The 25,352-nt window shown below is 31.3% G+C and carries 22 protein-coding genes; 18 read left to right on the top strand and 4 right to left on the bottom strand.

From position 1 onward, the window contains the following. Nucleotides 1–17: 17 nt before the first annotated feature. From nirJ2 to CLOBL_RS10875, 3 genes are all read right to left on the bottom strand, one after another. Entirely contained in the window at nucleotides 18–1,001 is a 984-nt protein-coding gene (nirJ2, locus tag CLOBL_RS10885) for a putative heme d1 biosynthesis radical SAM protein NirJ2 (RefSeq protein ID WP_077859055.1), read from the bottom strand. A 136-nt stretch (nucleotides 1,002–1,137) separates the two neighbouring features. Beyond that, complete coding sequence (gene nirJ1, locus CLOBL_RS10880; protein ID WP_077859054.1) at nucleotides 1,138–2,301, bottom strand: putative heme d1 biosynthesis radical SAM protein NirJ1; 1,164 nt, start codon at nucleotides 2,299–2,301, stop codon at nucleotides 1,138–1,140. 246 nt (nucleotides 2,302–2,547) lie between these two features. After that, a complete protein-coding gene (locus CLOBL_RS10875; protein ID WP_077859053.1) occupies nucleotides 2,548–3,177 on the bottom strand; it encodes a Fe-only nitrogenase accessory AnfO family protein in 630 nt (209 codons plus the stop codon). 1,220 nt (nucleotides 3,178–4,397) lie between these two features. Between CLOBL_RS10875 and nifH the strand changes: the two genes are divergently transcribed. The 10 genes from nifH to CLOBL_RS10825 all read left to right on the top strand — a co-directional run bounded on the left by nifH (nucleotide 4,398) and on the right by CLOBL_RS10825 (nucleotide 13,271). Further along, on the top strand, nucleotides 4,398–5,225 hold the full coding sequence (gene nifH, locus CLOBL_RS10870; protein WP_009171427.1) for a nitrogenase iron protein: 828 nt from the start codon (nucleotides 4,398–4,400) through the stop codon (nucleotides 5,223–5,225). 43 nt (nucleotides 5,226–5,268) lie between these two features. Next, nucleotides 5,269–6,834 carry a nitrogenase iron-iron protein, alpha chain gene (gene anfD, locus CLOBL_RS10865; protein WP_077859052.1) on the top strand — a complete coding sequence of 522 codons (1,566 nt, stop codon included), beginning with the start codon at nucleotides 5,269–5,271 and terminating at the stop codon, nucleotides 6,832–6,834. A 14-nt stretch (nucleotides 6,835–6,848) separates the two neighbouring features. Beyond that, nucleotides 6,849–7,199 carry a Fe-only nitrogenase subunit delta gene (gene anfG, locus CLOBL_RS10860; RefSeq protein WP_077859051.1) on the top strand — a complete coding sequence of 117 codons (351 nt, stop codon included), beginning with the start codon at nucleotides 6,849–6,851 and terminating at the stop codon, nucleotides 7,197–7,199. A 16-nt stretch (nucleotides 7,200–7,215) separates the two neighbouring features. Then, nucleotides 7,216–8,604 carry a Fe-only nitrogenase subunit beta gene (gene anfK, locus CLOBL_RS10855; protein WP_077859050.1) on the top strand — a complete coding sequence of 463 codons (1,389 nt, stop codon included), beginning with the start codon at nucleotides 7,216–7,218 and terminating at the stop codon, nucleotides 8,602–8,604. Nucleotides 8,605–8,822: 218 nt separating this feature from the next. Beyond that, complete coding sequence (locus CLOBL_RS10850) at nucleotides 8,823–9,239, top strand: HEPN domain-containing protein (protein WP_077859049.1); 417 nt, start codon at nucleotides 8,823–8,825, stop codon at nucleotides 9,237–9,239. A 96-nt stretch (nucleotides 9,240–9,335) separates the two neighbouring features. Further along, the gene (locus CLOBL_RS10845) at nucleotides 9,336–9,662 is read left to right on the top strand and encodes a P-II family nitrogen regulator (RefSeq protein ID WP_077859048.1); all 327 of its coding nucleotides are present in this window, start codon (nucleotides 9,336–9,338) and stop codon (nucleotides 9,660–9,662) included. A gap of 15 nt (nucleotides 9,663–9,677) precedes the next feature. After that, the gene (locus CLOBL_RS10840) at nucleotides 9,678–10,058 is read left to right on the top strand and encodes a P-II family nitrogen regulator (protein ID WP_077859047.1); all 381 of its coding nucleotides are present in this window, start codon (nucleotides 9,678–9,680) and stop codon (nucleotides 10,056–10,058) included. A 75-nt stretch (nucleotides 10,059–10,133) separates the two neighbouring features. After that, a complete protein-coding gene (locus tag CLOBL_RS10835) occupies nucleotides 10,134–10,667 on the top strand; it encodes a pyridoxamine 5'-phosphate oxidase family protein (RefSeq protein ID WP_077859046.1) in 534 nt (177 codons plus the stop codon). 214 nt (nucleotides 10,668–10,881) lie between these two features. Beyond that, a complete protein-coding gene (locus tag CLOBL_RS10830; RefSeq protein ID WP_077859045.1) occupies nucleotides 10,882–11,934 on the top strand; it encodes a glycosyltransferase family 2 protein in 1,053 nt (350 codons plus the stop codon). Between the two features lie 479 nt (nucleotides 11,935–12,413). Next, nucleotides 12,414–13,271 carry an ABC transporter substrate-binding protein gene (locus tag CLOBL_RS10825; RefSeq protein WP_077859044.1) on the top strand — a complete coding sequence of 286 codons (858 nt, stop codon included), beginning with the start codon at nucleotides 12,414–12,416 and terminating at the stop codon, nucleotides 13,269–13,271. Nucleotides 13,272–13,372: 101 nt separating this feature from the next. Here CLOBL_RS10825 and CLOBL_RS10820 read toward each other — a convergent pair whose 3' ends face one another. Beyond that, nucleotides 13,373–14,329 carry an endo-1,4-beta-xylanase gene (locus CLOBL_RS10820; RefSeq protein WP_077859043.1) on the bottom strand — a complete coding sequence of 319 codons (957 nt, stop codon included), beginning with the start codon at nucleotides 14,327–14,329 and terminating at the stop codon, nucleotides 13,373–13,375. A 353-nt stretch (nucleotides 14,330–14,682) separates the two neighbouring features. On the opposite strand from CLOBL_RS10820, the gene CLOBL_RS10815 reads away from it, so the two are divergent. From CLOBL_RS10815 to CLOBL_RS10780, 8 genes are all read left to right on the top strand, one after another. Then, nucleotides 14,683–16,263 carry a glycoside hydrolase family 43 protein gene (locus CLOBL_RS10815; RefSeq protein ID WP_077859042.1) on the top strand — a complete coding sequence of 527 codons (1,581 nt, stop codon included), beginning with the start codon at nucleotides 14,683–14,685 and terminating at the stop codon, nucleotides 16,261–16,263. Between the two features lie 110 nt (nucleotides 16,264–16,373). Beyond that, nucleotides 16,374–17,624, top strand: coding sequence for a glucuronoxylanase XynC (locus CLOBL_RS10810; RefSeq protein WP_077859041.1), 1,251 nt, complete (start codon nucleotides 16,374–16,376; stop codon nucleotides 17,622–17,624). Between the two features lie 479 nt (nucleotides 17,625–18,103). Next, nucleotides 18,104–20,173 (top strand): sigma 54-interacting transcriptional regulator, encoded by a 2,070-nt coding sequence (locus CLOBL_RS10805; protein WP_077859040.1) that lies wholly within the window; start codon nucleotides 18,104–18,106, stop codon nucleotides 20,171–20,173. A 273-nt stretch (nucleotides 20,174–20,446) separates the two neighbouring features. After that, a complete protein-coding gene (dhaK, locus tag CLOBL_RS10800) occupies nucleotides 20,447–21,445 on the top strand; it encodes a dihydroxyacetone kinase subunit DhaK (RefSeq protein WP_077859039.1) in 999 nt (332 codons plus the stop codon). A 75-nt stretch (nucleotides 21,446–21,520) separates the two neighbouring features. Continuing rightward, nucleotides 21,521–22,147: a dihydroxyacetone kinase subunit DhaL gene (gene dhaL, locus CLOBL_RS10795; protein WP_077859038.1), complete on the top strand. Its 627-nt coding sequence runs from the start codon at nucleotides 21,521–21,523 to the stop codon at nucleotides 22,145–22,147. Nucleotides 22,148–22,200: 53 nt separating this feature from the next. Beyond that, a complete protein-coding gene (dhaM, locus tag CLOBL_RS10790; protein WP_077859037.1) occupies nucleotides 22,201–22,590 on the top strand; it encodes a dihydroxyacetone kinase phosphoryl donor subunit DhaM in 390 nt (129 codons plus the stop codon). 401 nt (nucleotides 22,591–22,991) lie between these two features. Continuing rightward, nucleotides 22,992–24,914, top strand: coding sequence for an oligopeptide transporter, OPT family (locus CLOBL_RS10785; protein WP_077859036.1), 1,923 nt, complete (start codon nucleotides 22,992–22,994; stop codon nucleotides 24,912–24,914). Continuing rightward, nucleotides 24,901–25,251: a PqqD family peptide modification chaperone gene (locus CLOBL_RS10780; RefSeq protein WP_077859035.1), complete on the top strand. Its 351-nt coding sequence runs from the start codon at nucleotides 24,901–24,903 to the stop codon at nucleotides 25,249–25,251. The genes CLOBL_RS10785 and CLOBL_RS10780 overlap by 14 nt, the downstream gene beginning before the upstream one ends. Nucleotides 25,252–25,352 lie beyond the last annotated feature (101 nt).

The raw sequence follows: 25,352 nt of genomic DNA, 5'->3' as shown, positions 1-25,352 counted from the left end.
CGCAAATGCAATAAATTTTAATCATTAAAAATGCAGGTTACATCAGATGCCATATAATCTCCAGAATTATAATATGCGGCTCTTGCTCTGCAGCCGCCACAATTGTTTTTAGATTTACATTGATTGCAGATACCTTTATACTCCTGAGTTCTTAAATTATTAAACAAAGCACTGCTTTTCCATATTTCATCAAAAGGAATCTCTCTGACGTTTCCAGCTTTTTCTGCTAAATAAGCACAAGCCTGAACATCGCCATTTGGAGTAATAATGCAGTAATTTATTCCTGCGATACAGCCCTTGTTAAATCGGCTGTTTATATTTAAATCTTTTGCAATTCTAACAAATTGAGGTGCGCAGGTTGGTTTTATTTCTATATTAACTTCATTTTGTTTATTCATAATTGAAGTTAATAATTTTTTATATTCCTTTGAAGTTAATAACTCATTCGCCATATTTTTTCCTCTGCCTTCAGGTATCAGAAAGAAGATATGATGGGCAGCAGCTCCAATAGCTGAGGAGAAATCAGTAAGGCTAAGTATTTCGTGCTTGTTCCAATCCATGACTGTAGTATGAATTTGAAATCTAATACCTAAGTCTTTGCAATTTTTTATGGCACATATAGTATTTTTGAAAGCTTCATTATTTCCTCTAAAAAGATTATGTTTTCCAGAATCAAGACTATCGAGGCTTATTCCTATAGCAGAAATACCAGTATCTTTTAATTGCTTCGCCATTTTTTTAGATATAAGGGTTCCGTTAGTTCCAAGTACAGGACTTAAGCCAGCTTTAACGGCATAGCTTATCAGATCAAATATATCTTCTCTTAGCAGAGGCTCTCCACCTGAAAAAATCATAATTTTAAAATTAGCTTTTGCAATTTGATTTATAAGTATCTTTGCTTCTTCTGTGCTTAACTCTTCTTTGAGTTCCTTACCTGAATCTCTATAACAATGTCTGCATTTTAAATTGCATCTATTTGTAGTATTCCAGGATATTATCATTTATATCACCTAACTTCATAATATAAAATATTTTAATTAATTTGAATATAGGCTATAGTTAAGTTTACTTAAAATAGCACGCTTTAGAATCTTTGTATAATTCAGTTATATAAATTTTATTAGCAATAATTATGAATTATAACTTGATTTCTTCATCTGTAAGATAACAAGCTGGATCTTCAGCCCAAAAGTCGTTATATACAGCTTCAGCTCTAGTTCTAAAATTACCATTACAAACATTAATCCATTTGCAGGTAGAACATTTACCTTTTAGTAAAGTCTTTCTATTTCTAAGACCTTTTAAGATCTCATGATTAGAATTTTTCCATATTGAGCTAAAATTTTCTTTTTTCACATTTCCAAAAGTATACTGCCAAGTAAATTGGTCAGGATGAACATTACCGTAAAAATCCACATTAGCAAAAGCCATTCCTGATCTATTCCCGCCATTAATTTTTAAAAGCTTTAATATATTCTCGGATTTATCTTTAAACTTTTCTAAGGATTTCAGATAGGTATAAACAGCATCAGCATGATTGTCAACAGTTAGAATTTCAACGTTTGGCCCGAATTCAATTGCTTTGTTTATTATTAAATCTAAAGCTTCTCTTGTTTCTTCCTTAGAAATATCTTCAGTGGTCATTTTACTGCCTCTGCCTGAATATGCTAAATGATAGAAACATACTCTAGGAATATGTTCTTCTTTGATTAAATAAAATATATCTTTTAAGTCCTTATAATTATTTTTGGTTATAGTAAATCTAAGACCAACCTTTTGATTTACTTCCATACAATTTCTAATCCCTATTAAGGAACTATCAAATGCACCTTTAACTCCGCGAAATTCATCATGACTTGTACCAATGCCATCAAGACTTACCCCAACATATCCAAGATTAATTTTTTTTAAGAATCTACAAATATCTTTATCCAAAAGTGTTCCATTAGTAGATAAAGTACTTCTTATATTTTTTTTGTTTGCATAATTCAATATATCTAATATGTCTTCTTTCATTAAGGGTTCTCCACCAGAAAACAATAATGCTGGCACATTAAAATTCTTCAAATCATCAATAAATCTTTTGGAATCACTTAAGGTAAGCTCATCATTATATTTTTTATTATCTGAACTGGCATAACAGTGCTTGCATCTTAAATTACAGGTTTTTGTACAATTCCAACTGATGACAGGACCTTTTCCAGGACTAACCCCAAATTTTTCTGATGAGGCACCCTCAACATATCTTAAGTCGTCACCATAATTTTTGGAATTGCATAAAAGTTTGGTTATGCTTATCAACTTTAAATCTCCTTTCTGTATATAAATTTCATGCTAAGAATAGTAAAGGATAAATTTAAATTCTTATTAACAGTAATGTAAAGCTAGTTAAAAGATAACAACTAATTATCATCTATGGATAAAAAGTATTTGAAATTCATTTAAGTGGTCAATTTAATTTTATGTAGATATGTGTTTTTTCATAAGTGAAAAGATTTTAATTATGCCTAATATAGAAATAATTCTAGAAACTTAAAAAACATATAGTTATGAAACTGGAGAAATATTTACAGTGATTAATCCGTCTTTTTGAGAGGATATGAGATAGGTAAATCCAATTTCTTTTAATAGTCGGTCAAACCACTTTGGAATATGGTCACAAACTACTTCTAAGTTACGGATATTTTGTTTTTTTAAAAAAGGTACAATTATCTGTTTAGATGTGACTTTTGAATCAGAGTGCAAGAGCTTATACAGATCAAGTTTATAATTTCCTAGTTCATCCATTTTTCTTGGTGCAAATAGATCTATTACCTGGGATTCTAAAAAGATTTTCTGTTCTTTTTTTCTTTCTTCGGAAATATAAACTGAATCTAAAAAATCAACGGGATTTCCATTCAATTCATATATATTTAGTTTATTATAATCTAAAAGGTTTATTAAAAATCCAGATAATTTTTTGGCTACAAATATTTTACAATCGTCTAATTCAGATAATAAGTTGAGATAGTAATCTCTTATAAGATTTAAATCATATTCATCTAAAGGGATAAGATAGGGAATGCTTTTTACTTTAATCCATTTTTCATTGGATTTTTGAAATAGCGCTACTATGCCATTGTGCTGCCAGCTACAGGTTTCTTCAAAATCATTTAATAAAACTGCAATCATACTCATATATAATCACCTCCATAAAATTTAAAGTTAACAAAAATAGAAATAAATTGTATTTTGAACATTATAGAATAATAATAATATAAAAGCAATATTAATTTTAAAGATTGAAAAAAAGAATAATTTAATAGAGATTTTTTTTGTTTTGTTATGTTGTCAGGGTAAAATCTTTGTAAATCAATAGATATATTACATTTATTTAAAATAAAAACGTTTTTATTTTAAATTATGATCATAAAACTATTGCTAAAATTTAATATTAAAAAATAAATTTTCAAAATAGAATATTTTATAAAATAATATTGACAATGTAATTATTAAAGGTATAATAAAATCTAATAACAATAAACAAAAACTATCAAAAGCGGATGAAACAGAAAATAAAACAGAGTTGATGTAATGTAATGTATAATAATATTAGTTTATATACGAAGGTGTATTATTCATTTAATCAATTTACTATTTTGTTTTCTTATTTTTTTATAAAGAATATTGATGAAGTAAAGAGGAGAAAATATAATAAAAATTCATTATATACAAAGGGGTATTATTGATATTAATCAATGATGCCCCTTTGTACATTTAAAATATTCTTTATGATATTTTAAAGCAAATTTATGCATCTAACTAACTTGGAAATTGAAATTTTTTTAAATTCGACTTTAAACTGTTATTGCAGCTAAAGTATTTTATGAATACCACGAATATTGATAAAAACTTATATGCAATCTTGGCTCAATAAGAGTCTTGATATATATAGTGGATAAATAATTGTCCATTAATACATAGTGAGAGGAGAGATGTGTATGGTGTAGAAAAAATTACTTTTAAAGAATTAGAGGAAATAGAGGACTTTATTTTATACCACGAATATAAGATGAAGTTTAGAAAAATTAACTATTCTAGTGGCGCCAGGTTTATTAAGGTTACCTATTTTTATGATAGCTGAAGTGGTACAAATAAATCTATAGTGCAATAATTTGAATCTCTGAAATGAAGAATAGAAGGTCTTATGTTATACCAAGAATATAACATGAAGCTTTGAGGAATTTATTAATCCTAGTGGCACCAGGTTTATTAAAGTTACCTGTTATATTTTATAAAAAAGCAATTTTTTCGAATTAGTTTTTAAATTATTAAGCTAAGCCAATAAATTCTTTCAAAAGTAAATCTATATTAAAAAATATATTTAACTATTAAAAGTTTGGAAGGAGAAGATTAAAATGACAAGAAAAATAGCAATTTACGGTAAAGGTGGAATAGGTAAATCAACTACTCAACAAAATACAGCAGCAGCTATGGCATACTACTATGATAAACATATATTTATACATGGATGTGATCCTAAAGCTGACTCAACTAGACTTATCCTTGGAGGAATGAATCAAAAAACCTTAATGGATATGTTAAGAGATGAAGGAGAAGAAAAAATTACTGTTGATGCAGTTGTAAAGAATGGATACAAAGGTATAAGGTGTGTTGAATCTGGAGGTCCAGAGCCAGGTGTTGGATGTGCAGGCCGTGGAGTTATTACTGCAATTGATCTTATGGAGAAAAATGGAGCATATACACCTGATTTAGATTTTGTATTTTTTGATGTACTTGGTGATGTTGTTTGTGGAGGATTTGCAATGCCTATCCGTGATGGTAAAGCACAAGAAGTTTATATAGTAGCTTCAGGAGAAATGATGGCTATATATGCAGCGAATAATATTTGTAAAGGTCTGGTTAAATATGCAGAGCAAAGTGGAGTTAGACTTGGAGGGATTATTTGCAACAGCCGTAAGGTTGATAGAGAAAGAGAATTCTTAGAAGAATTTACAGCAGCAATAGGAACTCAAATGATCCATTTCATGCCTCGTGACAATATTGTTCAAAAAGCTGAATTTAATAAGAAAACTGTTGTTGAATATGATGCTGAGTGTAATCAAGCAAAAGAATATGGAGAATTAGCACGTAAGATAATTGAAAATAAAATGTTCGTTATTCCAAAACCATTACAAATGGACGAGTTAGAAGCAATGGTTGTTAAGTACGGTATTTCTGATTAGTTAATTTATAGTAATTAAATTTAATAAAAAGGAGGAACTAATTATGCCAAAGCATTTATTTAAATGTAGCGAATGTATTCCAGAAAGAGGAGATCATGCAGTTATAAAAGGTGAAGGTGAAGATTTAACTGATGCACTTCCTCTTGGGTATCTTAATACAATACCGGGAAGCATCTCAGAACGTGGATGTGCCTATTGTGGAGCTAAACATGTTATAGGAACTCCAATGAAAGACGTTATTCATATGAGCCATGGCCCTGTTGGATGTACTTATGATACTTGGCAGACAAAACGCTATATAAGTGATAATGATAATTTCCAACTAAAATATACTTTTGCTACAGATGTAAAAGAAAAAAATATTGTATTTGGAGCAGAAAAATTATTAAAGCAGAATATAATTGAAGCATTTAAAGCATTCCCAGATATAAAGAGAATGACAATTTACCAAACTTGCGGTACTGCTTTAATTGGAGATGATATTGAATCTATAGCTAGACAAGTTATGAAAGAAATGCCTGATGTAGATATATTTGTTTGTAATTCTCCGGGGTTTGCAGGGCCTAGTCAATCAGGTGGACATCATAAAATTAATATTGGATGGATTAATCAAAAGGTTGGAACTTATGAACCTAAAATCACTAGCGATTACGTTATAAACTATGTTGGTGAATACAATATTCAAGGTGACCAAGAAGTAATGCAGGATTATTTTAAGAGAATGGGGATACAAGTACTTTCAACCTTTACAGGTAATGGATCTTATGATGATTTAAGAGGAATGCACAAAGCTCATTTGAATGTTCTTGAATGCGCACGTTCTGCAGAATATATCTGTAATGAGCTTAGACAAAGGTATGGTATCCCACGTCTTGATATAGATGGATTTGGCTTTGAAGCATTATCTGCATCTCTTAGGAAAATAGGTTTATTTTTTGGAATAGAAGATAGAGCACAAGCTATAATTGATGAGGAAACTGCACGTTGGAGAGTAGAATTAGACTGGTATAAAGAAAGGCTTAAAGGCAAAAAGGTATGCTTATGGCCAGGCGGATCAAAGCTTTGGCACTGGGCACATGCAATCCATGAAGAAATGGGCGTAGAAGTTGTTTCTGTATATACAAAGTTTGGACATCAAGGAGATATGGAAAAAGGTATTTCAAGATGTGAAGCAGGAGCTCTTGCGATAGATGATCCTAATGAACTTGAATCGTTAGAAGCAGTAAGAATGCTGAAGCCAGATGTTATATTTACAGGAAAACGTCCTGGAGAATATGTTAAAAAGCTTGGAGTTCCATATTTAAATGCTCACGCATATCATAATGGTCCATACAAAGGCTTTGAAGGCTGGGTTAGATTTGCACGTGATATATACAATGCGATTTACTCTCCTATGCATCAGCTTGCAATGATTGATATTAGCAAAGACGAAATATCGGAAAAGAATAGATTCTTAACTCAAAAGATGATTTCAGATGTTACTTTAACCGAAGATATAGTAGCTTCACCAACTTTAAGAGAGTATACAGGTAAGTTTGATAGTGTATCTGGACTTCGTGATAAAGAATATCCTTATATGGAATCAGAAGAAATTATAAATGCAGTGTAAGGGAGGCGATTTTAGTGGAAGATCCAAAAAAAGAAAAATTAAATCAACTTATTGGCTATATTATGAAAAATTGTTTATGGCAGTTTCATTCTCGTGCATGGGATAGAGAAAGACAAAATGAAAATATATTACTCAAAACAAAGCAGTTATTATGTGATGAACCTGTTGCAAAGGATACAGCAGAAGATAAATGTTATTGGGTGGATGCTGTATGCTTAGCAGATGCTTTTAAAAGTAAATATTCATGGCTTTCAGATATGAAAAAGGAAGAAATAGCAGCACTTATGCAAGAAGTAAAAGATCGTATGGATTTATTGACTATAAAAGGATCGCTTAATTTAGAATTAACTGACCCGCGTTATTAGAAAGGAGTGAGGTAAAATGTCTTGTGAGGTAAAAGCAAAGGATCGTGCTGGTATAATAAATCCTATATTCACGTGCCAGCCAGCAGGAGCTCAATTTGTTAGCATTGGAGTTAAAGACTGTATAGGATTAGTCCATGGTGGACAAGGGTGTGTTATGTTTGTCAGGTTGATATTTTCACAACACTTTAAAGAAAGTTTTGAGCTTGCATCTTCCTCTTTACATGAAGATGGAGCAGTATTTGGTGCTCTTAACAGAGTTGAACAAGGGGTTGATGTACTTTTGATGAGATATCCGGATGTTAAGGTTATCCCTATTATATCTACTTGTTCCACAGAAGTTATTGGGGATGATATCGATGGTGTAATAAGAAAACTTAATGCTGGATTATTAAAAGAAAAATATCCAGATAGAGAAGTTCATTTGATTCCAATTCATACACCTAGTTTTAAAGGTAGTCAAATAAGCGGATATGATGTAGCTGTTGAAGCTTTTGTAAAACATTTTGCTAAAAAGGGTGAGCCTAATGGAAAGTTAAATCTTATTACTGGATGGGTAAATCCTGGTGATGTTACAGAACTTAAGCATCTTTTAGCAGAAATGAATATAGATGCTACAGTTCTTTTTGAAATAGAAAGCTTTGATTCACCACTAATGCCAGCAGAACATACAGTTTCACATGGAGAGACTACTATAGAGGATTTAACTGACACTGCTAATGCTATGGCAACTATAGCTCTTAATAAATATGAAGGAGCAAAAGCAGCTGAATACTTAGAGGATAAATTCCAAGTTCCTGCTACAATCGGACCAACACCCATAGGAATACGTAATACGGATTTATTTTTACAAACACTAAAAGAAATAACAGGAAAAGAAATTCCAAAATCTTTAGCTTACGAACGTGGAATTGCACTTGATGCAATACAAGATCTTACGCATATGTTCTTAGCAGATAAGAAGGTAGCTATTTACGGAAGCCCTGATTTAGTTATTTCATTAGCTGAATTCTGTCTTGACCTAGAAATGAAACCAGTACTACTTTTATTGGGTGATGACAATACTGGTTATGTAAAAGATCCAAGAATTGAGGAGCTTAAAAAGAATGTAAAACACAAAATGGAAATAGTAACCAATGCAGACTTTTGGGAATTAGAGAATAGAATAAAAAATGAAGGGCTAGAATTAGATTTAATTCTAGGACATTCAAAAGGCAGGTTCATCGGCATGCAGTATAATATTCCAATGGTAAGAGTTGGCTTCCCTGTATATGATCGTGCAGGAATGTATAGAGATCCAATAGTTGGATATAAAGGGGCAATGAGGTTTGCAGAATTAATGGCAAACACTTTATTTACTGATATGGAATATAAGAAGAATAAAGAATGGATTCTAAACATGTGGTAATTAGATTAGTTATGAGTTAAAAATTATGAGTTAAAAGTTTTAAAAAAATAGAAACTTTAGTTTGTTACCAAGGAATTTATTTAAACTTTTAACTCATAGTTCTAACTATATTGTTAAATTAGAGTTTGCTTTAGCAAATTTACTTAGTCTAAGGTTCATAAATTTAATACAATAGATATGAAATTTTAATAGAATAAACTATAAAGAGGGTAAGGATTATGATCAAAATTAGGATTGATGAAATGGATTTTAAGACGTTTGAAGAAAACTACAAAGATGCAGATGCATATTATAAAAGAGCGGAACAATTTCTGCAGGAAGGCCAATACCCAAGTGTGATATTTAATGTTGCATCTATTGCACTTGAGAGATATCTCATAGCTTTAGGGAACAGATATGGAATAGAGGCTAGAAATCATAACTATGGGTCACTTATGGATTCTGTAGAATTAGTAACTGATTTTCCAGAAGAACTAAATAAAGAAATACGAAATTTTGATGTGCTTTATAATATTTGTTCAGTTGATAATCCATTTTCCAGAATTCCAGATTTATTCGATGTAGATCAGATTCTCTCTATATGCTGCAAAATAAAGTATATGATTGATGAAATAGATAGTCCCACAAAAAATTAATGAGATTAAAGAGGAGCAGCACAGAAAATATACATTTTTTAAGCTAAATCAAATTATTAAATTAGATATTGGAACTGGAGGCAGTGTAAATTATTTATGTTAATGATAAGAGCAATTATCAGAAATGAGAAATTAACAGATGTAGTGCAAGAATTAAATTTAGCCGGTTTTCCATCTGTCACCAAGATTGATGTGGTTGGGAGAGGTCAACAAAAAGGATTTATGTATGGAGATGTTCTTTACGATGAAATCCCCAAAGAAATGCTGCTAATTATTGCCAGTGATGAAGATAAGGAAAAGATAATTAATATTATTATGAAAATAGCTAAAACAGGTGAAAAAGGTGCATTTGGTGATGGAAAAATTTTTGTGAGCCCTGTTAAGGAAGCATACACAATCAGCTCTAACAGTAAAGGTTTATAAGGAAGGTGAAGCTTTGTGAAAGAAGTAATGGCAATTATCCGTGTAAAAGAGATAAGTAAAACTAAAAACGCTCTCTTAAAAGCAGGATTTCCGTCAATGACTTGTAGAGACGTTTTAGGCAGGGGAAAGAAGAAAGTAGATTTTAAGCTTGCAATGACACCTATTGAGGCAGCTAGAGAGATTCCAGAACTTTATGAAGCAAGCTCTGAAGGACATAGGCTAGTGCCTAAACGCTTAATTATATTAGTAGTTCAAGATAGTGATGTGAAAAAAGTTATAGATACCATAATGGAAATAAATTCAACTGGAAATCCTGGAGATGGAAAGATATTTATACTCCCAATTGGCGAAGTCTATAGAATTAGAACAGGTGATATAGGGGAATCTGCACTATAAATAGAGTAAGTATAAGAATTAAAGTTAATTATGCAGAGATTTCCTATGAAAATCCATTAAAAAGGAGTAATTATAATGGAAACAATAAGGTATACTCAAAGAATTTGTGAGGATAAAAATAAAATTAATAACTTTATGAAGGAAAAAAGAGTCGGTATCTTGAGTATGTGCGATGAAGAAGGAAAACCATATGCAGTACCTGTAAATTATATATATTTAAATGAAAAGATTTATATACATGGAATGGGAACAGGGAAAAAGAACAGGCTTATGGAAGCAAAACCATCTGTATGCTTTACTGTTTTTGAAGAATTTGGAACGGTTGTAGATTCTATTCCATGTAAATGTGACACTTCATATTTTAGTATTGTTATTATTGGAAAGGTGACTTTAGTTAAGGATTTAGATGAAAAAACTCAGGTGCTATCAAAGTTAGTGGAAAAATTCACACCTAATTTATTTAAACTCCCTATGGCTAAACAATTTGTTGAAAAATATAAATCAGCTTTTGATAATATGCCTGTTTCAGTTTATTGCCTAAGTCCAGAAGTTCTTACAGCAAAGGAAAATCCAATTGATTATGAGCACATGTTTCAGGGTATGAAGTGAGACTCTTTCATACACAAATAAGGAAGACTAGCTATGAAAAAAACTTATAATTAGCTGGTCTTTTATTTTTTGCTTAATAATACGACCAATTATATATCAAAAAACATCTGTAAAATTAACAGCAATACTATTTATTTACTTTCCTATGGATGCAGACTATAATATTTTTATGTCGTATAGATTAAGATTATCCTAATTAGATGGGAGAAGATATATGTTGAAGTTTACACAATGTTTAATAGTAAAAAATGAGGAACTAAATTTACCGCGCGCTTTAAGTTGGGGAAAAGATATTTTCGATGAGCAGATAGTAGTCGATACCGGTTCAAGCGATAATACAGTGGCTATTGCAGAAAAACTAGGAGCAAAAGTCATACATTTTCAATGGATAGATGATTTTTCTGCTGCTAGAAATTTTGCTATATCAAAGTGTACTGGTGACTGGATATTTTTCCTTGATGCGGACGAATATTTTAAAGATGAAGATATACAGCTTCTGCGACCACTTATTGAAAAAATTGACGGAAATTATGTTACTGAAAAAGATAAGAAAAGATATTATAATGTCGTTGAAACCCCATGGGTAAATTTAGCAGATAATAACGTTTCAAGGCAAGTGCGTATATTTAGGAATGTTCCATACTTACGTTATGTTGGAGTGTTGCATGAGCAGCTGCAAGCCGTGCCCTTATCAGGTGGTTATTTAAAAGTCTATCCAATAAAAGATACACCAGCAATATATCATACAGGTTACATATGGTCTGAGGACAACAGTAAAGAAGTAAAGGGCAGGCGAAATTTTGAGATTGCTAAAAAAGCTCTTGAAAAATCTCCGGACTCCGCAAAGCTTAAACTTTTTGCGGCTGAAGCATTGATGTTTGAAGGGCGATACAATGAAGCTGAAAGGTATTTTTTTGAAGCAATGAAAAACAGTGATGGATCTATTTGGCCGGAGCGTGCCTGTGAGGGTTACAAGCAATGGTTGAGTATCTATTTAAATATGGACAATTCTGGGATGGAAACATCGTACATATTAGGTATGGCTTTCAGAGCATATTCTGAAGCTGTATCCAAGTTCCCAGACGATGCTGATTTTGACGTTTTAATGAGCTTAGTTACCTTTAAAGCAAAAGACATAAAAAGTACAATACATTTTTTTAGAGTTTCATTATCAAAAAATGGTGGTAAGATTTCTGAAAATCTTATGGCTTCCAACAAAGAAATTTTCAAAAGGCTACGTGATATATGTGAAAAACTAAATGCATAAAAATGAAGTAGTTCAGTTATATCGAGGCTAATTACCTATATGTTTATTTTAAACTTTATTGGTAACAAAATCTAAAGTATTTGTTAATTGCATTCAAAATGTATAAGAACAATAAAAGTGCTATGGATTAATTTATCATATTATATTGCTTTAATAAGGATATCAACATATCCATTATAACTTATTAATATTGATGTCCTAATAATATTTTTTAATACGGATGCAGCCAGTTACTTGGCTGCATTTTTTAGATTGACTATGTTTGAACTTAAGGTTAAATATAACTTAATATTGAATAGTATTCATGAATTAATTATTTACTAAGTTCAATGATTAATGTTTAAAAACTAATATTTTATAGCAAAATAGCAGTAGTATGAGTGAAACTATTGCTCTATTTTATATTAGGCAGAAGGATATTATATGAAAATTAAATTATAAAGTTTATAGATTAATAATAAATCTTAGAGGAGAGGTATATGAAAAAAATATTAAAAAAATTATCAATATTGATTATTGCTGTAAATTTTATAGTAATAATGCTTGGAAGTACTGCTATAGCAGATGATAGTGAAGCAGCAGTAATAAATAGATCAATAGAGAAGGATAGATTGCAGAAAATAAAAGAGAAAGGAGTAATAAATGTTGATACACCATTAAATGATATTTCATATTTTTATAGAGATACTCAAACTGGTAAGTTAAGTGGAATTGACGCAGATATAATAGTTGAAATATCAAAGCGGCTTGGGATTGAAAAAATTGAAATGAAGCAGGTATTATTTTCAGATTTATTAGAAATATTAAACACCGATGACAGTGTGGATATTGCAGATGGTGGAATATATATAACTCCAAAGAGAGAAGAGGTGGTATCATTTACGCAGCCATTATATAAAGGATCTGAAGTTATTATAGTACCAACATTTTCAACAATTAATTTTAAAGATGATTTAAAAAATGCAGTAGTTGGGGTAGAAAAGGGAACAGTGTTTGTAGAGTTAGCTGAAAAATGGAAAAATGATAATCAGATAAGAGATATTGTGATATTTAAAAATACCTCTGAATTATTAAATGCTTTAAATGATAAAAAGATTGATGCTGGCATAGCTGATTCAGTTATTGTAAAATATTCATTATTAAAAGATCCAAATCTTCGTGTACGAATTTTAAAAGATTATTCACCTGAAATATATGGAAATGTAGGAATAGCAGTTAGGAAAAACGATGTAACACTATTAAGTGCTTTTAATGAAAAAATTAATGAGATGAGGGCAGATGGTACATTATATGCTATTCTTGTAGAAAATGGACTAGATAAAAGTAATATGGTTTAACAAATCATATAATCAATGCTGGGAGTAAACAATAATAGCGTTACTACCAGCATTGTGCTTTTATATTTAGATTTAAAATAAGGAGGCAAATTTCCTGTTTTTTAATGAGTTGATAGATATGATTTTAACCATGTAAGTGCAGGACGTTCCTGACCAGAAGATGTAATTAAATGTGTATTATTTACCCAAGTCTCTCCTTGTTTGTATCCCCACAATGTTACTCCCTTAACATTTGAATTTTCCCATAAAACTGGAAATTTTTCTTTATATCTTGCAAGTTGTGTAGCATCATCACCAGTCATATCAAGTTCTGATACATATATTGGAAGGCCGGTCGAAGATAAAATGTTTAAAACTGAGTTCATGGTTCCTACTGATACATTATCCATATTAAATTGATGGCATTGTATTCCAATTCCATCTATAAGACCTTTGCTTTTTAGGATATTTATGATTTTAACATAATTATTTGCTGCATTTGTATCACCGATTATTCCATATTCATTAATAAGTAATTTTGAATTTGGAAAAGCTTGCCTTGCCTGTTGGAACGACCATACAATCCAATCCCAGCCTGTGGAGCCAGCTCCACCTAGTGCATTTTTATAAGAAGGCTGTGTGTGCAAAGGTTCATTTACAACATCAACAAAATCTGCATTTGGATACTTCTTACCAGCGCTTTGGATCCATTTTTGTACTTCAGCTTTTTGATCAGCGGCAGAAAGTCCAGAAATCCAAGAAGGTTCTTGGCTTCCCCATACTAGGTTATGAAATTTGAATGGGTAACCTTTACTTTTGGCATGATTGTAAATAAGGTCTGCATTGCTCCAATTCATGTTACCACGAGTAGATTCAACACTACCCCATTTAGTTGCATTTTCTGGTGTAACTTGATTCCAATAAGTATCAAAATCTGATGGAACATAAGTGCTCATAATATTTCCACAAAATTTGCTATGAGACATTGCGGCATTGGCATTTTGTGAAACAGTAAATGAGAACAAAAGACCTAATGATAAAACTACAGTACATATTTTAATAATTTTGAGCTTTAACATAAATATCACCCCTATAAATAATTTTGATTTTTCTTTATCATATAATGCTGAAAACATGAGGACAAGTGGTTGTGCATAAAAACATGACATATTTGCGTAAACGTTTAAAAATAGGATTTTATTTGTTTCGGGAACTTATTATGTAACATAGGAAAAAATATTGTTTGATGAATATTTTTGTAGTATTTTCAAGTAAAAGGAGAAAATTTAAAGGGGAGATAATAATAAAACACTATAAATGAAATCTGTAGTATGAGAATGTAAGTTAGGATTGGAGGTGATTTTATATTAAGATGAAATATTATTGTAAATGAAGGAAAATATTATTTTGTGTAAGGAGGGAAATTATAAATATGCTTAAAAGATTAACTACACTTTTATTAACTTCTACAGTATTGTTTGTACCTACACTGAATACAACTATAGTAAGTGCAAGTACAGATAAAGAATTGCCAATATCAATTACCACAGAGCAGGCAGTATCAACTGCTAGCACAAGTGCCCTTGCAAAAATTCCTGGATATTCTAATCCACTTATTTCGCACAAGTTTGGGGCAGATCCATTTGCTATGGTTTATAACGGCAGAGTATACGTCTACATGACAAATGATTACCTTCAATATGATAATAGCGGAAATGTTTCTGATATTAGCTATAGTAAAATAAATAAAATAACTGTTATTTCATCTGATGACATGGTAAATTGGACAGATTATGGTGAAATTCCAGTCGCAGGAGCAAGTGGAATAGCAAAATGGGCAACTAACTCTTGGGCACCAACAGTTACACACAAAGTTGTAAATGGCAAGGATAAATTCTTTCTTTATTTTGCTAACAATGGATCGGGTATTGGTGTTCTTACAGCAGATAGTCCTATTGGACCATGGACAGACCCTCTTGGAAAAGCTATGATTACAAGCAACACTCCTGGAGCTAATGGTGTTGTATGGCTTTTTGATCCAGCAGTATTAGTTGATGATAATGGAGCAGGTTATATATATTTCGGTGGAGGAATACCAGGAGGAGACAATCCAACTCAGAATCAAATTGCAAATCCGCAAACAAGCAGAGTTATAAAACTAAATAGTGATATGATTCATACAGATGGAAGTGCAGCAATGATAGATGCTCCATTTATGTTCGAAGATTCAGGTATACACAAATATAATGGTAAATACTATTATTCATATTGTTCTAATTTTTCAGGTACACATCCAACAGGAACTCCACCTCAAGGGGAAATTGCTTATATGGTAAGTGATAATCCTATGGGACCATTTACTTATAAAGGTACTTTTCTTAAAAATCCAGGAACTTTTTTTGGAGTAGGTGGAAATAACCATCATGCTGTTTTTCAATTTAATAACCAATGGTATGTAACATATCATGCGCAAACTCTTGGAAAAGCTATGGGAATTACAAAAGGATATCGTTCTCCTCATATCAATAAACTTCAATATGATGGAAATGGACTTATACAGAGTGTGCAAGCAGATATGAAGGGAGTGTCACAAGTTGCAAATCTTAATCCATATAAGAGGACGGAAGCTGAAACTATTGGATGGAATGGCGGTATTTCAACAGAGCAAAGTCAGGCACCAGGCAGCATGGTGAGTAGCATTAATCTTGATGTTACAAGTATAAATAATGGAGATTGGCTTGCAGTATCAAATGCTGACTTTGGTCAAGGTGCTAAAACTTTTAAAGCAAATGTTGCATCAACAGTGGGTGGAAATATAGAAATACATTTGGATAGTTTAGATGGAACTCTTATAGGTACCCTTAATGTAAGTGCTACAGGTGGAGTACAACAGTGGAAAGAAATGTCTTGTAATGTAAATGGTGTTAGTGGCGTTCATAACATTTTCTTTAAGTTTACTGGAAATAGTACTAGCAACTTATTTAATATGGATTATTGGCAATTTACTAATTAAGGTGAATTGGAAATGATTACTGATGTACAATAAATAATTTATAGTAAACTGTGTTTTAAACAAAAAATTAAATAAATTCAAGAAATTATATAGATAAAGGAGAGATTAAAATGAACAAGAAAGTAAAAAAAATACTATTATCCTTATTGACACTTTCCATAACATGCTTACCCTTTGCAGGGTTTTCCATGCCAGCTAATGCGGCAGCTGCTGCTAGTGATACAATAAACTTATCATCTAAACAGCAGCTTATTCGAGGATTTGGTGCAGCTAGCGTATGGTGCGGAGCACTTAGCGATTCTTATATGAATACTCTTTATAATACTGCTGGACTCAGTATTTTAAGAGTACGTATTGCTCCAAATGAAAATTGGAAGAATGGAGATTATAGTGCATGGGCAGATGAACTTTCAAATGCAAAAAAGGCAGTTTCAAGAGGCGCTATTGTTTTTGCAACTCCATGGACACCACCAGCTTCAATGAAGACTAATAATTCAACTATTCATGGTTCACTAAAGACTTCTTCTTATGCTGATTATGCAGCTTATTTAAAAGCTTTTGCAACTTATTTTGCTAATAATGGAGCACCTTTGTATGCAATATCTCTTCAAAATGAACCGGATTATGATCCGGATTATGAAGGATGTACTTGGACAGCAGATCAATTTCGCGATTTTCTAAAAAACAATGGGTCTACAATTTCTGGTACTACTAAAATAATTATGCCTGAATCTTGTAACTATAGTACTTCTATGTCAGATTCAACTCTTAATGATTCTAATGCTACTTCTAAGGTGTCTATTATTGGAGAACATTTATATGGAGCTACTATTAAGGATTACTCTTTGGCACGTAATAAAGGAAAAGAATTATGGATGACAGAACATCTTCTAAATGATCAAAGTATAAGTGGATGTATGAGCACTGCTAAAGAAATTAATGATTGTATGACAATTGGAAATATGAACGCCTATGTATGGTGGTGGGTAATTAGTGATAGTAATGGCTTATATAATAAAGCAGGTCAGGTACAAAAAAGGACATATGTTCTTGGACAGTTCTCAAAATTCATTCGTCCAGGCTACTATAGGGTTGATGCTGCAAGTAATCCACAATCAAACATCTATATATCAGCATATACAGGAGATAATAAAGTAGTCATTGTTGCAATCAATCAAGGAGCATCTAGTGTAAGCCAAAGTTTCAATATACAAGGTGGAAAAACTTCTAGTGTATCGCCATATGTAACTTCATCATCGTCAAACATGGCTAAAGGTACTGATATAAGTATATCTAACGGAAGCTTTACAGCAACACTTCCAGCACAAAGTGTAACAACATTTGTAGGAACATTAAGTTAGAATCTCATAATTTATATTATACTGAAAGTAAGTGGACTTAATAAGTAGGATTAATTTAGATAAAAGGTGAGCACAATTTATAAAATGAAAACTGTGCTTACTTTTTTTAGTTAAAATAGGTTAATGATAAGTTTAAAAAAGATTATAAATGAAATAAATTTTTTGTTCTAACTTTGATTAGCAATTAGGCATAAAGTAATAGATAGTTATGTGTAAAAACAAAACTATCTATTATTTTTTTAGGGCACAATAATGTTTTCATTATTGGAGTATTGACGGATTTAGAAAAGATATTCATAAAGAATAAATAAATCTAAAATGAAAACCTTTTAAATTAACTTTAAATTAAGACTTTATTAGTATAATATTTATGTTATAAAAGTAAATATAGATTATAACTTTAGCAGGGTTATTTAGTGATAATTTTGACTTAAGATAATATTTTTAAATAATATACATAGAATGAGGAGTTGAAAAAATTGATACTGTATAAGGATGTAGTTATAAGACATGATAAAGGATTACATGCTAGAGTTTTAGCTATGGTGGTTCATAAGGTAAGTGAACTTGAAAAAGAAAATGACATAACTTTTTATATTATTTATAAAGATAAAAAGAAGATTTTAGCAACAAGTCTTATGCCTTTGGTTTTATTAAAAGTAAAGAAAAATGAAAAGATTACGGTAGAAGCTCATGGAGAAGATCCTAAAGAGGCCTTAGATAAATTATGCGATTTTCTGCAAAGTGATTTTGATTTAGAAGATAAAAGTACTATAAATCAAGTTGATAACATAATAAATAATAATACAATAACCTTAGAACATGTATTTAGTAATATACCAAATGGAATTATTGCAACAGATGAACAGGATATAATTTCTATATTCAATGAGGAAGCGGAAAGAATATTGGAGATATCTGCAGGTGATGCCATAGGTAAAAAAGTATATGAAGTTATATCGTTTATAAATCTTCATGAAATAAATAGAACTGGTGAGTCAGAGTTAATGGTAAAAGAAATAATAAATAATAGAATATTGCTCATAAATAGAACGCCGATAATAATAGATAAAAAACCTAAAGGTGCTTTAGCAGTATTTAATGATATTTCAAATTTAGAAAAGGTTAAAGACGAATTAAGAACCGTAAAGGAATTGAAAGAGAGACTACAGCTTATATTAGAAACTGTACAGGACGGCATATGTGTAATAAATGCAGAAGGATATATAACCTATGTAAATAAGGCTTATCTTAGAATTTTAAATAAAAAAGAAGAAGAAGTATTAAATAAAAATATTAAAGAAATATCAAAAGATGGGGCAAGAATGAAAGTACTTACTACTGGAGAAAGTGTTATAGGAGCTATAAGTTACAAGGAAAATGGTGTCATAATAGTTTCTAATGTGAATCCAATAGTAATTGATGAAGAGATAACAGGAGTAGTATCTGTAGTTAAAAATGTAACAGAAGTTCAAAAGTTATCTGAGAAATTAAATCAGGTTTCTGCAAAAGCTGAATATTTAGAGGAAGAGCTTATGAGAACCAAAAAACCTGATTCAGCATTTTCAAAATATATAGGGCATAGCGGTAAGATACTCGATGCATTAGCTACGACTTTAAAAGCAGCAAAAACAGATATTACAGTATTAATACGAGGAGAAAGCGGAACAGGAAAAGAATTAATTGCAGAGGGAATACATTTTTCTAGTAATAATTCGAATGGACCTTTTATTAGAGTAAATTGTGCTGCTATACCTCAGACTTTATTAGAAAGTGAATTGTTCGGATATGAAAAAGGGGCCTTTACAGGAGCTGTAAAAAAGAAGTTAGGTAAATTCGAATTAGCTCAAAATGGGACTATACTTTTAGATGAAATAGGAGAAATGGATAAAAGTATGCAGGCTAAAGTTTTAAGAGTAATTCAAGAAAAAGAGTTTCAGAGAATTGGTGGAGAAGAAACTATAAAAATAAATGTTAGAATAATTGCAGCTACTCATAGAAACTTAGAAGAGATGGTAAAGTCAAATGAATTTAGAGAGGATTTATATTATAGGTTGAATGTAATTCCAATATTTTTACCACCACTCAGAGAGAGGAAACAGGATATAGCACCTTTATTGGAGCATTTCATAGATAAAATTGGTAAAAGGATAAAGAAAAGGATAACTATGGTGACAAATGATGCAATGGAAGCTTTATTAGAATATAAGTGGCCGGGGAACATAAGGGAATTAGAAAATTTAGTAGAGAGGCTAATGACTTTAAATGAGACAGGAGTAATAGACTTAAATGATCTTCCAGCTTATATGAGAGAAGATGCTGTTGTAGCTAGTACTAAAATTAAATGTAAAAGACGCAATGAAATAGATATGCTTATTGATTCAGATGAAATATTACCATTAAAGGAGTATGAAAAAGTGATAATAGAAAAAGCACTTAAGAAGTATGGAAGCTATAATGCTGCAGCAAAGGTACTTGGAATTACTCATAAAACCGTAGGTGCAAAAGCCAGGCAATATGGGATAGAAAAGAAGATAACCTGGGAATAAACACAGCAGGTTGGTAAAAAGTATCATGATAAAAAAGAACAGCTTGATACTTTTTACCAAGCAATATAATTTCATAGTATGATTTTTTGTAAATGTTTACTTGAGTTAAGACTGTAAAAGCCCTAAAACTCACGTTTTAAAATTTTATAATAATAAACCTGGATTTTGGCATGAAGATTGCTTTGTATAAAAGTATAAAGATAAATAAATAATTAATTAAGTAAGTATACATAATTTTATTATAACTAATATATAAAATGGAGGAATGATTTTATGAAAAAGATAATTAATGATCCAAATTTTGTAGTTGAAGATATGCTAAAAGGAATGGTGGCAGCACATCCGGAATATATTAAAAAATTAGAAAATGCAGATGTTTTGGTTAGAGTAGATTCACCAGTTGAAGGAAAAGTAGCTTTAGTAAGTGGTGGAGGAAGTGGACATGAGCCAGCTCATGGAGGATATGTTGGAAAAGGAATGCTTGATGCAGCAGTAGCGGGGGCAGTATTTACATCCCCTACACCTGATCAAGTATATGAGGCAATAAAAGCTGTAGATTCAGGAAAAGGAGTTTTGCTTGTAATCAAAAATTATACTGGAGATGTCATGAATTTTGAAATGGCAAAAGATATGGCAGAGATGGATGGCATTAATGTAGCTACAGTTGTAGTAAATGATGATGTAGCTGTAGAAAATAGTACTTATACAGCAGGAAGAAGAGGAATTGCAGGAACAGTGTTTATTCACAAAATAGCAGGTGCAAAAGCTGAAACAGGTGCTAGTTTAGAAGAAGTTACAGGAGTTGCCGAAAAGGTAATAGCAAATGTAAGAAGTATGGGAATGTCTATTTCTTCTTGTATTGTACCAGCAGCTGGTAAGCCAAATTTCACTTTAGGAGAAACTGAAATGGAAATTGGTATGGGTATCCATGGAGAGCCAGGAACTCATAGAGAAGAAATAAAAACAGCAGATGAAATTACAGAACATTTAATGGAAAAGATTTTAGAAGATATTGAGTTAAACAGTGGAGAAGAAGTAGCGGTTATGGTAAATGGTTTATCATCAACACCACTTATGGAGTTATATATAGTAAATAAAAAGGTAAATGAAATATTACAAGCAAAGGGAGTTAAAATTCATAAAACTTTTGTAGGTGAATTTATGACATCTCTTGAAATGGCGGGCTTCTCAATAACAGTATTGAAACTTGATAGTGAATTAAAAGAATTATTGGATGCACCAGCAAATACACCAGGATTTAAAGTAATATAAAATGAAATTTTTAAGAATGAAGTCTTATATGGCTCCATCGAAAGTCATTGTAGGTATAGAGAGGAATGAAATTAAATGAGCATACAAGGAAAAAAAGTCATAGAAATATTAGGAAAGATAAATGAAAAAATAGACGAAAATAAATCATATTTATCAGAACTAGATGCAGCAATTGGTGATGGAGATCATGGTCTTAATATGAATAAAGGTTTTAAAGCAGTAATGGAAAAACTAAAAGACGATGATGGAAGTGATGTTGGAGTAATATTAAAGAAGGCAGGAATGGCTTTGGTATCCAACGTTGGTGGTGCTTCTGGACCATTATATGGAACAGCTTTTATGAAGGCTGCTATGAGTGCTAATGGTAAAGCAGAAATTGACATTAATGATTTTGCAAAGATGTTAAATGAAGCTCTTGAAGGTATAAAAATGAGAGGCAAAGGACAGGCAGAAGATAAAACCATGATAGATGCTATACAACCAGCATTAAATGCAATAAATGAAGGCATAGAAAAAGGCCTTGAAGTAAAAGAGATTTTAAGAACAGCAAAAGAAGCTGCATATAAAGGTGTGGAGCATACAAAAGAGATTATAGCAAAAAAAGGAAGAGCAAGTTATGTTGGAGAAAGAAGCATAGGACATCAAGATGCTGGAGCTACATCTTCTGCAATAATGCTAGAAACCATTTATGAGGCTCTTTAAATTAATATTTTTATGGTGAACTACATTAAAATAGCATTGAAAGGAGAATATATATGGTAGGAGTTGTAATAATATCCCATAGCAAAAACATAGCAGATGGTGTAAAGGAGTTAGCAGGGCAAATGGCATTGCAGGTACCTATAGCAGCAGCTGGAGGAACAGCTGATGGAAGAATTGGTACTGACATGGAAAAAATATTAAATGCAATAGAAGAGGTTTATTCTGAAGATGGTGTAGTTGTTATTTTTGATTTGGGTAGTGCCTTTATGAATGCTGAAATGGCAATAGAGTGCCTAGAAGAAAGCATGAAAGAAAAAATAAAAATAGTAGATTGTCCTATAGTTGAGGGAACTGTAACAGCAGCTGTTGAAAGTAGTATAGGAAAAGGGCTTGAAGAAATAGAAGCAGCCCTTAAACCTATGAACTTAGGAAAAATGCCTTGATTTTATAGAATCTATCTTGGCCAGATACAAAAGTATAACGCCATAAATAATTTAGAATAAAAAAGTGGAAATGTAATGTGAGATGCCGTATTATTCAGCAATTGAATTTACGGCATTTTTGTTGCCCAAAATCAGATATATAGAAGTTCATAATTATGAGATAAAGTGAATGATTTGTCCAATTTAGAATATCACTCCTTTGTATTAAATGTATTAAAGTAGAGAGGAGTTTTTTGTTGATAAATTGGTTATAATATCTTTATAAAAATGAAAATATTAAATATTTTCATATAAATATTTAATGATTTAGAAAAAAATAGGCAATTAAAGGTAGAAAAAGATAGTATTATATAAAAAACATGTTATAATATTGGTTGTGAAAATAAAAGGAGGTACATCTTATGAATAATAAATTATCCAAAGATGCATATGGTGGTGTAGTTGGTAAGGACTATGTTCCATACGTTTCTGGTGGCTCAAAATCGGGTGGAAACGTTGTAGTATTAATAATTGGTATTATTTTAGCTGTTTTATTTGCAGCATCAACGGCCTATTCAGGTATGAAGTCAGGTCTTACAGTTGCTGCTGGTATACCAGGTTCTATAATAGGCTCTGGGTTTATAGCTGCGTTTGCCAAGAAAAAAGGTATACTTGGTAAAAACTTAGTTCAAGGTATGTCAAGTGGTGGAGAATCTGTTGCTAGTGGTGTAATATTCGTTTTACCAGCAATTCTTTTAATAGGCTCTAAAGTTAGTTTTATAGAAGGTTTCTCTGTTGGGGCAGCTGGAGTTCTATTCGGAATTGGAATAGCTTCTCTTGTGTACAATTATTTAATTGTTGAAGAGCACGGAAAATTAATGTATCCAGAATCAATGGCTATATCTGAAACTCTTGTCGCTTCAGAAGGTGCAGGAGAGTCAATGAAGTTTATGGGAATTGGCTTTGGAATAGGCGGTATTATAACAGTTATAACTGGTTCATTTTTGAATTTAGTTAACAATGTTATAAGCTATGTAAATGAAAGTTTCTATAAGTGGAAATTTGAAGTTGAAGTTAACCCTTTATTACTAGGTATAGGATTTATAGTTGGTATGGATGTTTCTGTAACCATGTTTGCAGGGGCTATATTATCTAACTTTGCTATTATGCCTCTAATAGGTTACTTTGCAAGTTTTGCAAAAGAAGGTTCAGTTGTATGGAATAATCCTAGTGTTGGTATAGGCAGCATGCAAGTTAACAGTATAGCTGGAAGCTATGTAAAATATATCGGAGCTGGAATGATGCTTTCTGGTGGTATAATAGGTGCTATAAAGCTTATTCCTACCATAATATCTTCAATTAAAGAAACTCTTAATGCTAAGGCTTCAGCTAGTGGGAAGAGTTCATCCGTTGAAAATATATTATTATTTGGCGGTATAATATTAGGTTTTGTAGGTGGTTTCATCTCATCTAATGGAAATATAGTTATGGCAGTTATTGCTTCTATTTTATCATTGTTCTTATCATTACTATTTGTTATAGTTTCTGGCCGTTTAACTGGTACTATAGGAACCTCAAATCTTCCTGTATCAGGTATGACTATAGCTTCTATAGTAGTTGTAACATTACTATTTGTTGTAATGGGATGGAAAAATCCTGAACATAATAAATCATTACTTTTATTTGGTACATTTATTGTTACTGCTATATCTGTAGCTGGTGGTTATTCTCAATCACAAAAAGTTACTTTTGTAATCGGTGGTGACAAAAATGAAATGGAAAAATACTTCGCTATTGCTGGAGTAATAGGTGTTGCAGTAGTTGTTGGTACTATATTATTACTTTCTAACCAACTTTCAATGACTGGTGATAATGTTCCGTTTGCATTGCCTCAAGCTAACTTGATGTCAACATTAACGGCTGGTATAATGTCAGGTCAATTACCTTGGGTAATGGTAATTGCAGGTGTTGTTATGGGACTTGTTTTATTTATGTTAAATCTTCCTATAATGGCGATTGCTATAGGATTTTATTTACCTATATCTACAACTACTATAATATTAGTAGGAGCATTACTTCGTCTATTTGTAGAGAAAACTTCTAAATCTGAGAAAGAAAAAGATGCTAAGGTTTCAAATGGTATAAGTTTATCTTCAGGATTAGTTGCCGGAGGTTCTATACTTGGGCTTGTAGGTATAATATTCCAGATAACAGGGCTTATAAGTGGATTTGAGCCAAGTGGATTTGCTGCTTCTAATGGGATAGCATTTATACTATTAATAGTTTTAGTAATAGCTACTGGAGTGCCTATCTTAAAGAGTAAGGTAAAAAATGCTGAAGAATAATGAAGATGTTTTAAATTTAATATATAAAATATCTGCTGATTTAGAGTATGAAGTAGATAATGATAATATTGTGACTATACTTGTAAAACAAGATCACAAGGTCCAAAAGTTTTTTAGAAAGCTTAAATTCAGGATTCCAGAATATAAAAAAATTAATTTAGATGAATATGGAAGCTGGATATTATTACATGTAGATGGCAAGAAAAATGTAAGAGAAATTGGCGAAAGTCTAGAAGTAAAGTTTGGTGATAAAGTTCATCCACTTTATGAAAGATTATTATTGTTTTTAAATCATATAGATGTCAATTGCCACTATATAGAAAAGGTGAACATTTAAATTCAAAGTCCCTCAAGCTTAAGATAGTTTGAGGGATGTTTGTTTTACAATAAATATCATAAATTTTTACTTTTGTTATGTACTTAACTTAGATAAAAGCA

This window comes from Clostridium sp. BL-8 (assembly GCF_002006495.1).
In the GTDB taxonomy this organism is placed as follows: domain Bacteria; phylum Bacillota; class Clostridia; order Clostridiales; family Clostridiaceae; genus Clostridium.
The sequence above is the reverse complement of the archived record's forward strand: the minus strand, read 5'-3'. Positions and strand labels throughout refer to the sequence as shown.

What these genes read in the sequence shown, in the direction of transcription:
- nirJ2 (WP_077859055.1), bottom strand. Translation starts at nt 1,001, where the DNA reads ATGATAATATCCTGGAATACTACAAATAGATGCAATTTAAAATGCAGA.
- CLOBL_RS10875 (WP_077859053.1), bottom strand. Translation starts at nt 3,177, where the DNA reads ATGAGTATGATTGCAGTTTTATTAAATGATTTTGAAGAAACCTGTAGC.
- nifH (WP_009171427.1), top strand. Translation starts at nt 4,398, where the DNA reads ATGACAAGAAAAATAGCAATTTACGGTAAAGGTGGAATAGGTAAATCA.
- anfD (WP_077859052.1), top strand. Translation starts at nt 5,269, where the DNA reads ATGCCAAAGCATTTATTTAAATGTAGCGAATGTATTCCAGAAAGAGGA.
- anfK (WP_077859050.1), top strand. Translation starts at nt 7,216, where the DNA reads ATGTCTTGTGAGGTAAAAGCAAAGGATCGTGCTGGTATAATAAATCCT.
- CLOBL_RS10850 (WP_077859049.1), top strand. Translation starts at nt 8,823, where the DNA reads ATGATCAAAATTAGGATTGATGAAATGGATTTTAAGACGTTTGAAGAA.
- CLOBL_RS10845 (WP_077859048.1), top strand. Translation starts at nt 9,336, where the DNA reads ATGTTAATGATAAGAGCAATTATCAGAAATGAGAAATTAACAGATGTA.
- CLOBL_RS10835 (WP_077859046.1), top strand. Translation starts at nt 10,134, where the DNA reads ATGGAAACAATAAGGTATACTCAAAGAATTTGTGAGGATAAAAATAAA.
- CLOBL_RS10830 (WP_077859045.1), top strand. Translation starts at nt 10,882, where the DNA reads ATGTTGAAGTTTACACAATGTTTAATAGTAAAAAATGAGGAACTAAAT.
- CLOBL_RS10825 (WP_077859044.1), top strand. Translation starts at nt 12,414, where the DNA reads ATGAAAAAAATATTAAAAAAATTATCAATATTGATTATTGCTGTAAAT.
- CLOBL_RS10820 (WP_077859043.1), bottom strand. Translation starts at nt 14,329, where the DNA reads ATGTTAAAGCTCAAAATTATTAAAATATGTACTGTAGTTTTATCATTA.
- CLOBL_RS10815 (WP_077859042.1), top strand. Translation starts at nt 14,683, where the DNA reads ATGCTTAAAAGATTAACTACACTTTTATTAACTTCTACAGTATTGTTT.
- CLOBL_RS10810 (WP_077859041.1), top strand. Translation starts at nt 16,374, where the DNA reads ATGAACAAGAAAGTAAAAAAAATACTATTATCCTTATTGACACTTTCC.
- dhaK (WP_077859039.1), top strand. Translation starts at nt 20,447, where the DNA reads ATGAAAAAGATAATTAATGATCCAAATTTTGTAGTTGAAGATATGCTA.
- dhaL (WP_077859038.1), top strand. Translation starts at nt 21,521, where the DNA reads ATGAGCATACAAGGAAAAAAAGTCATAGAAATATTAGGAAAGATAAAT.
- dhaM (WP_077859037.1), top strand. Translation starts at nt 22,201, where the DNA reads ATGGTAGGAGTTGTAATAATATCCCATAGCAAAAACATAGCAGATGGT.
- CLOBL_RS10785 (WP_077859036.1), top strand. Translation starts at nt 22,992, where the DNA reads ATGAATAATAAATTATCCAAAGATGCATATGGTGGTGTAGTTGGTAAG.
- CLOBL_RS10780 (WP_077859035.1), top strand. Translation starts at nt 24,901, where the DNA reads ATGCTGAAGAATAATGAAGATGTTTTAAATTTAATATATAAAATATCT.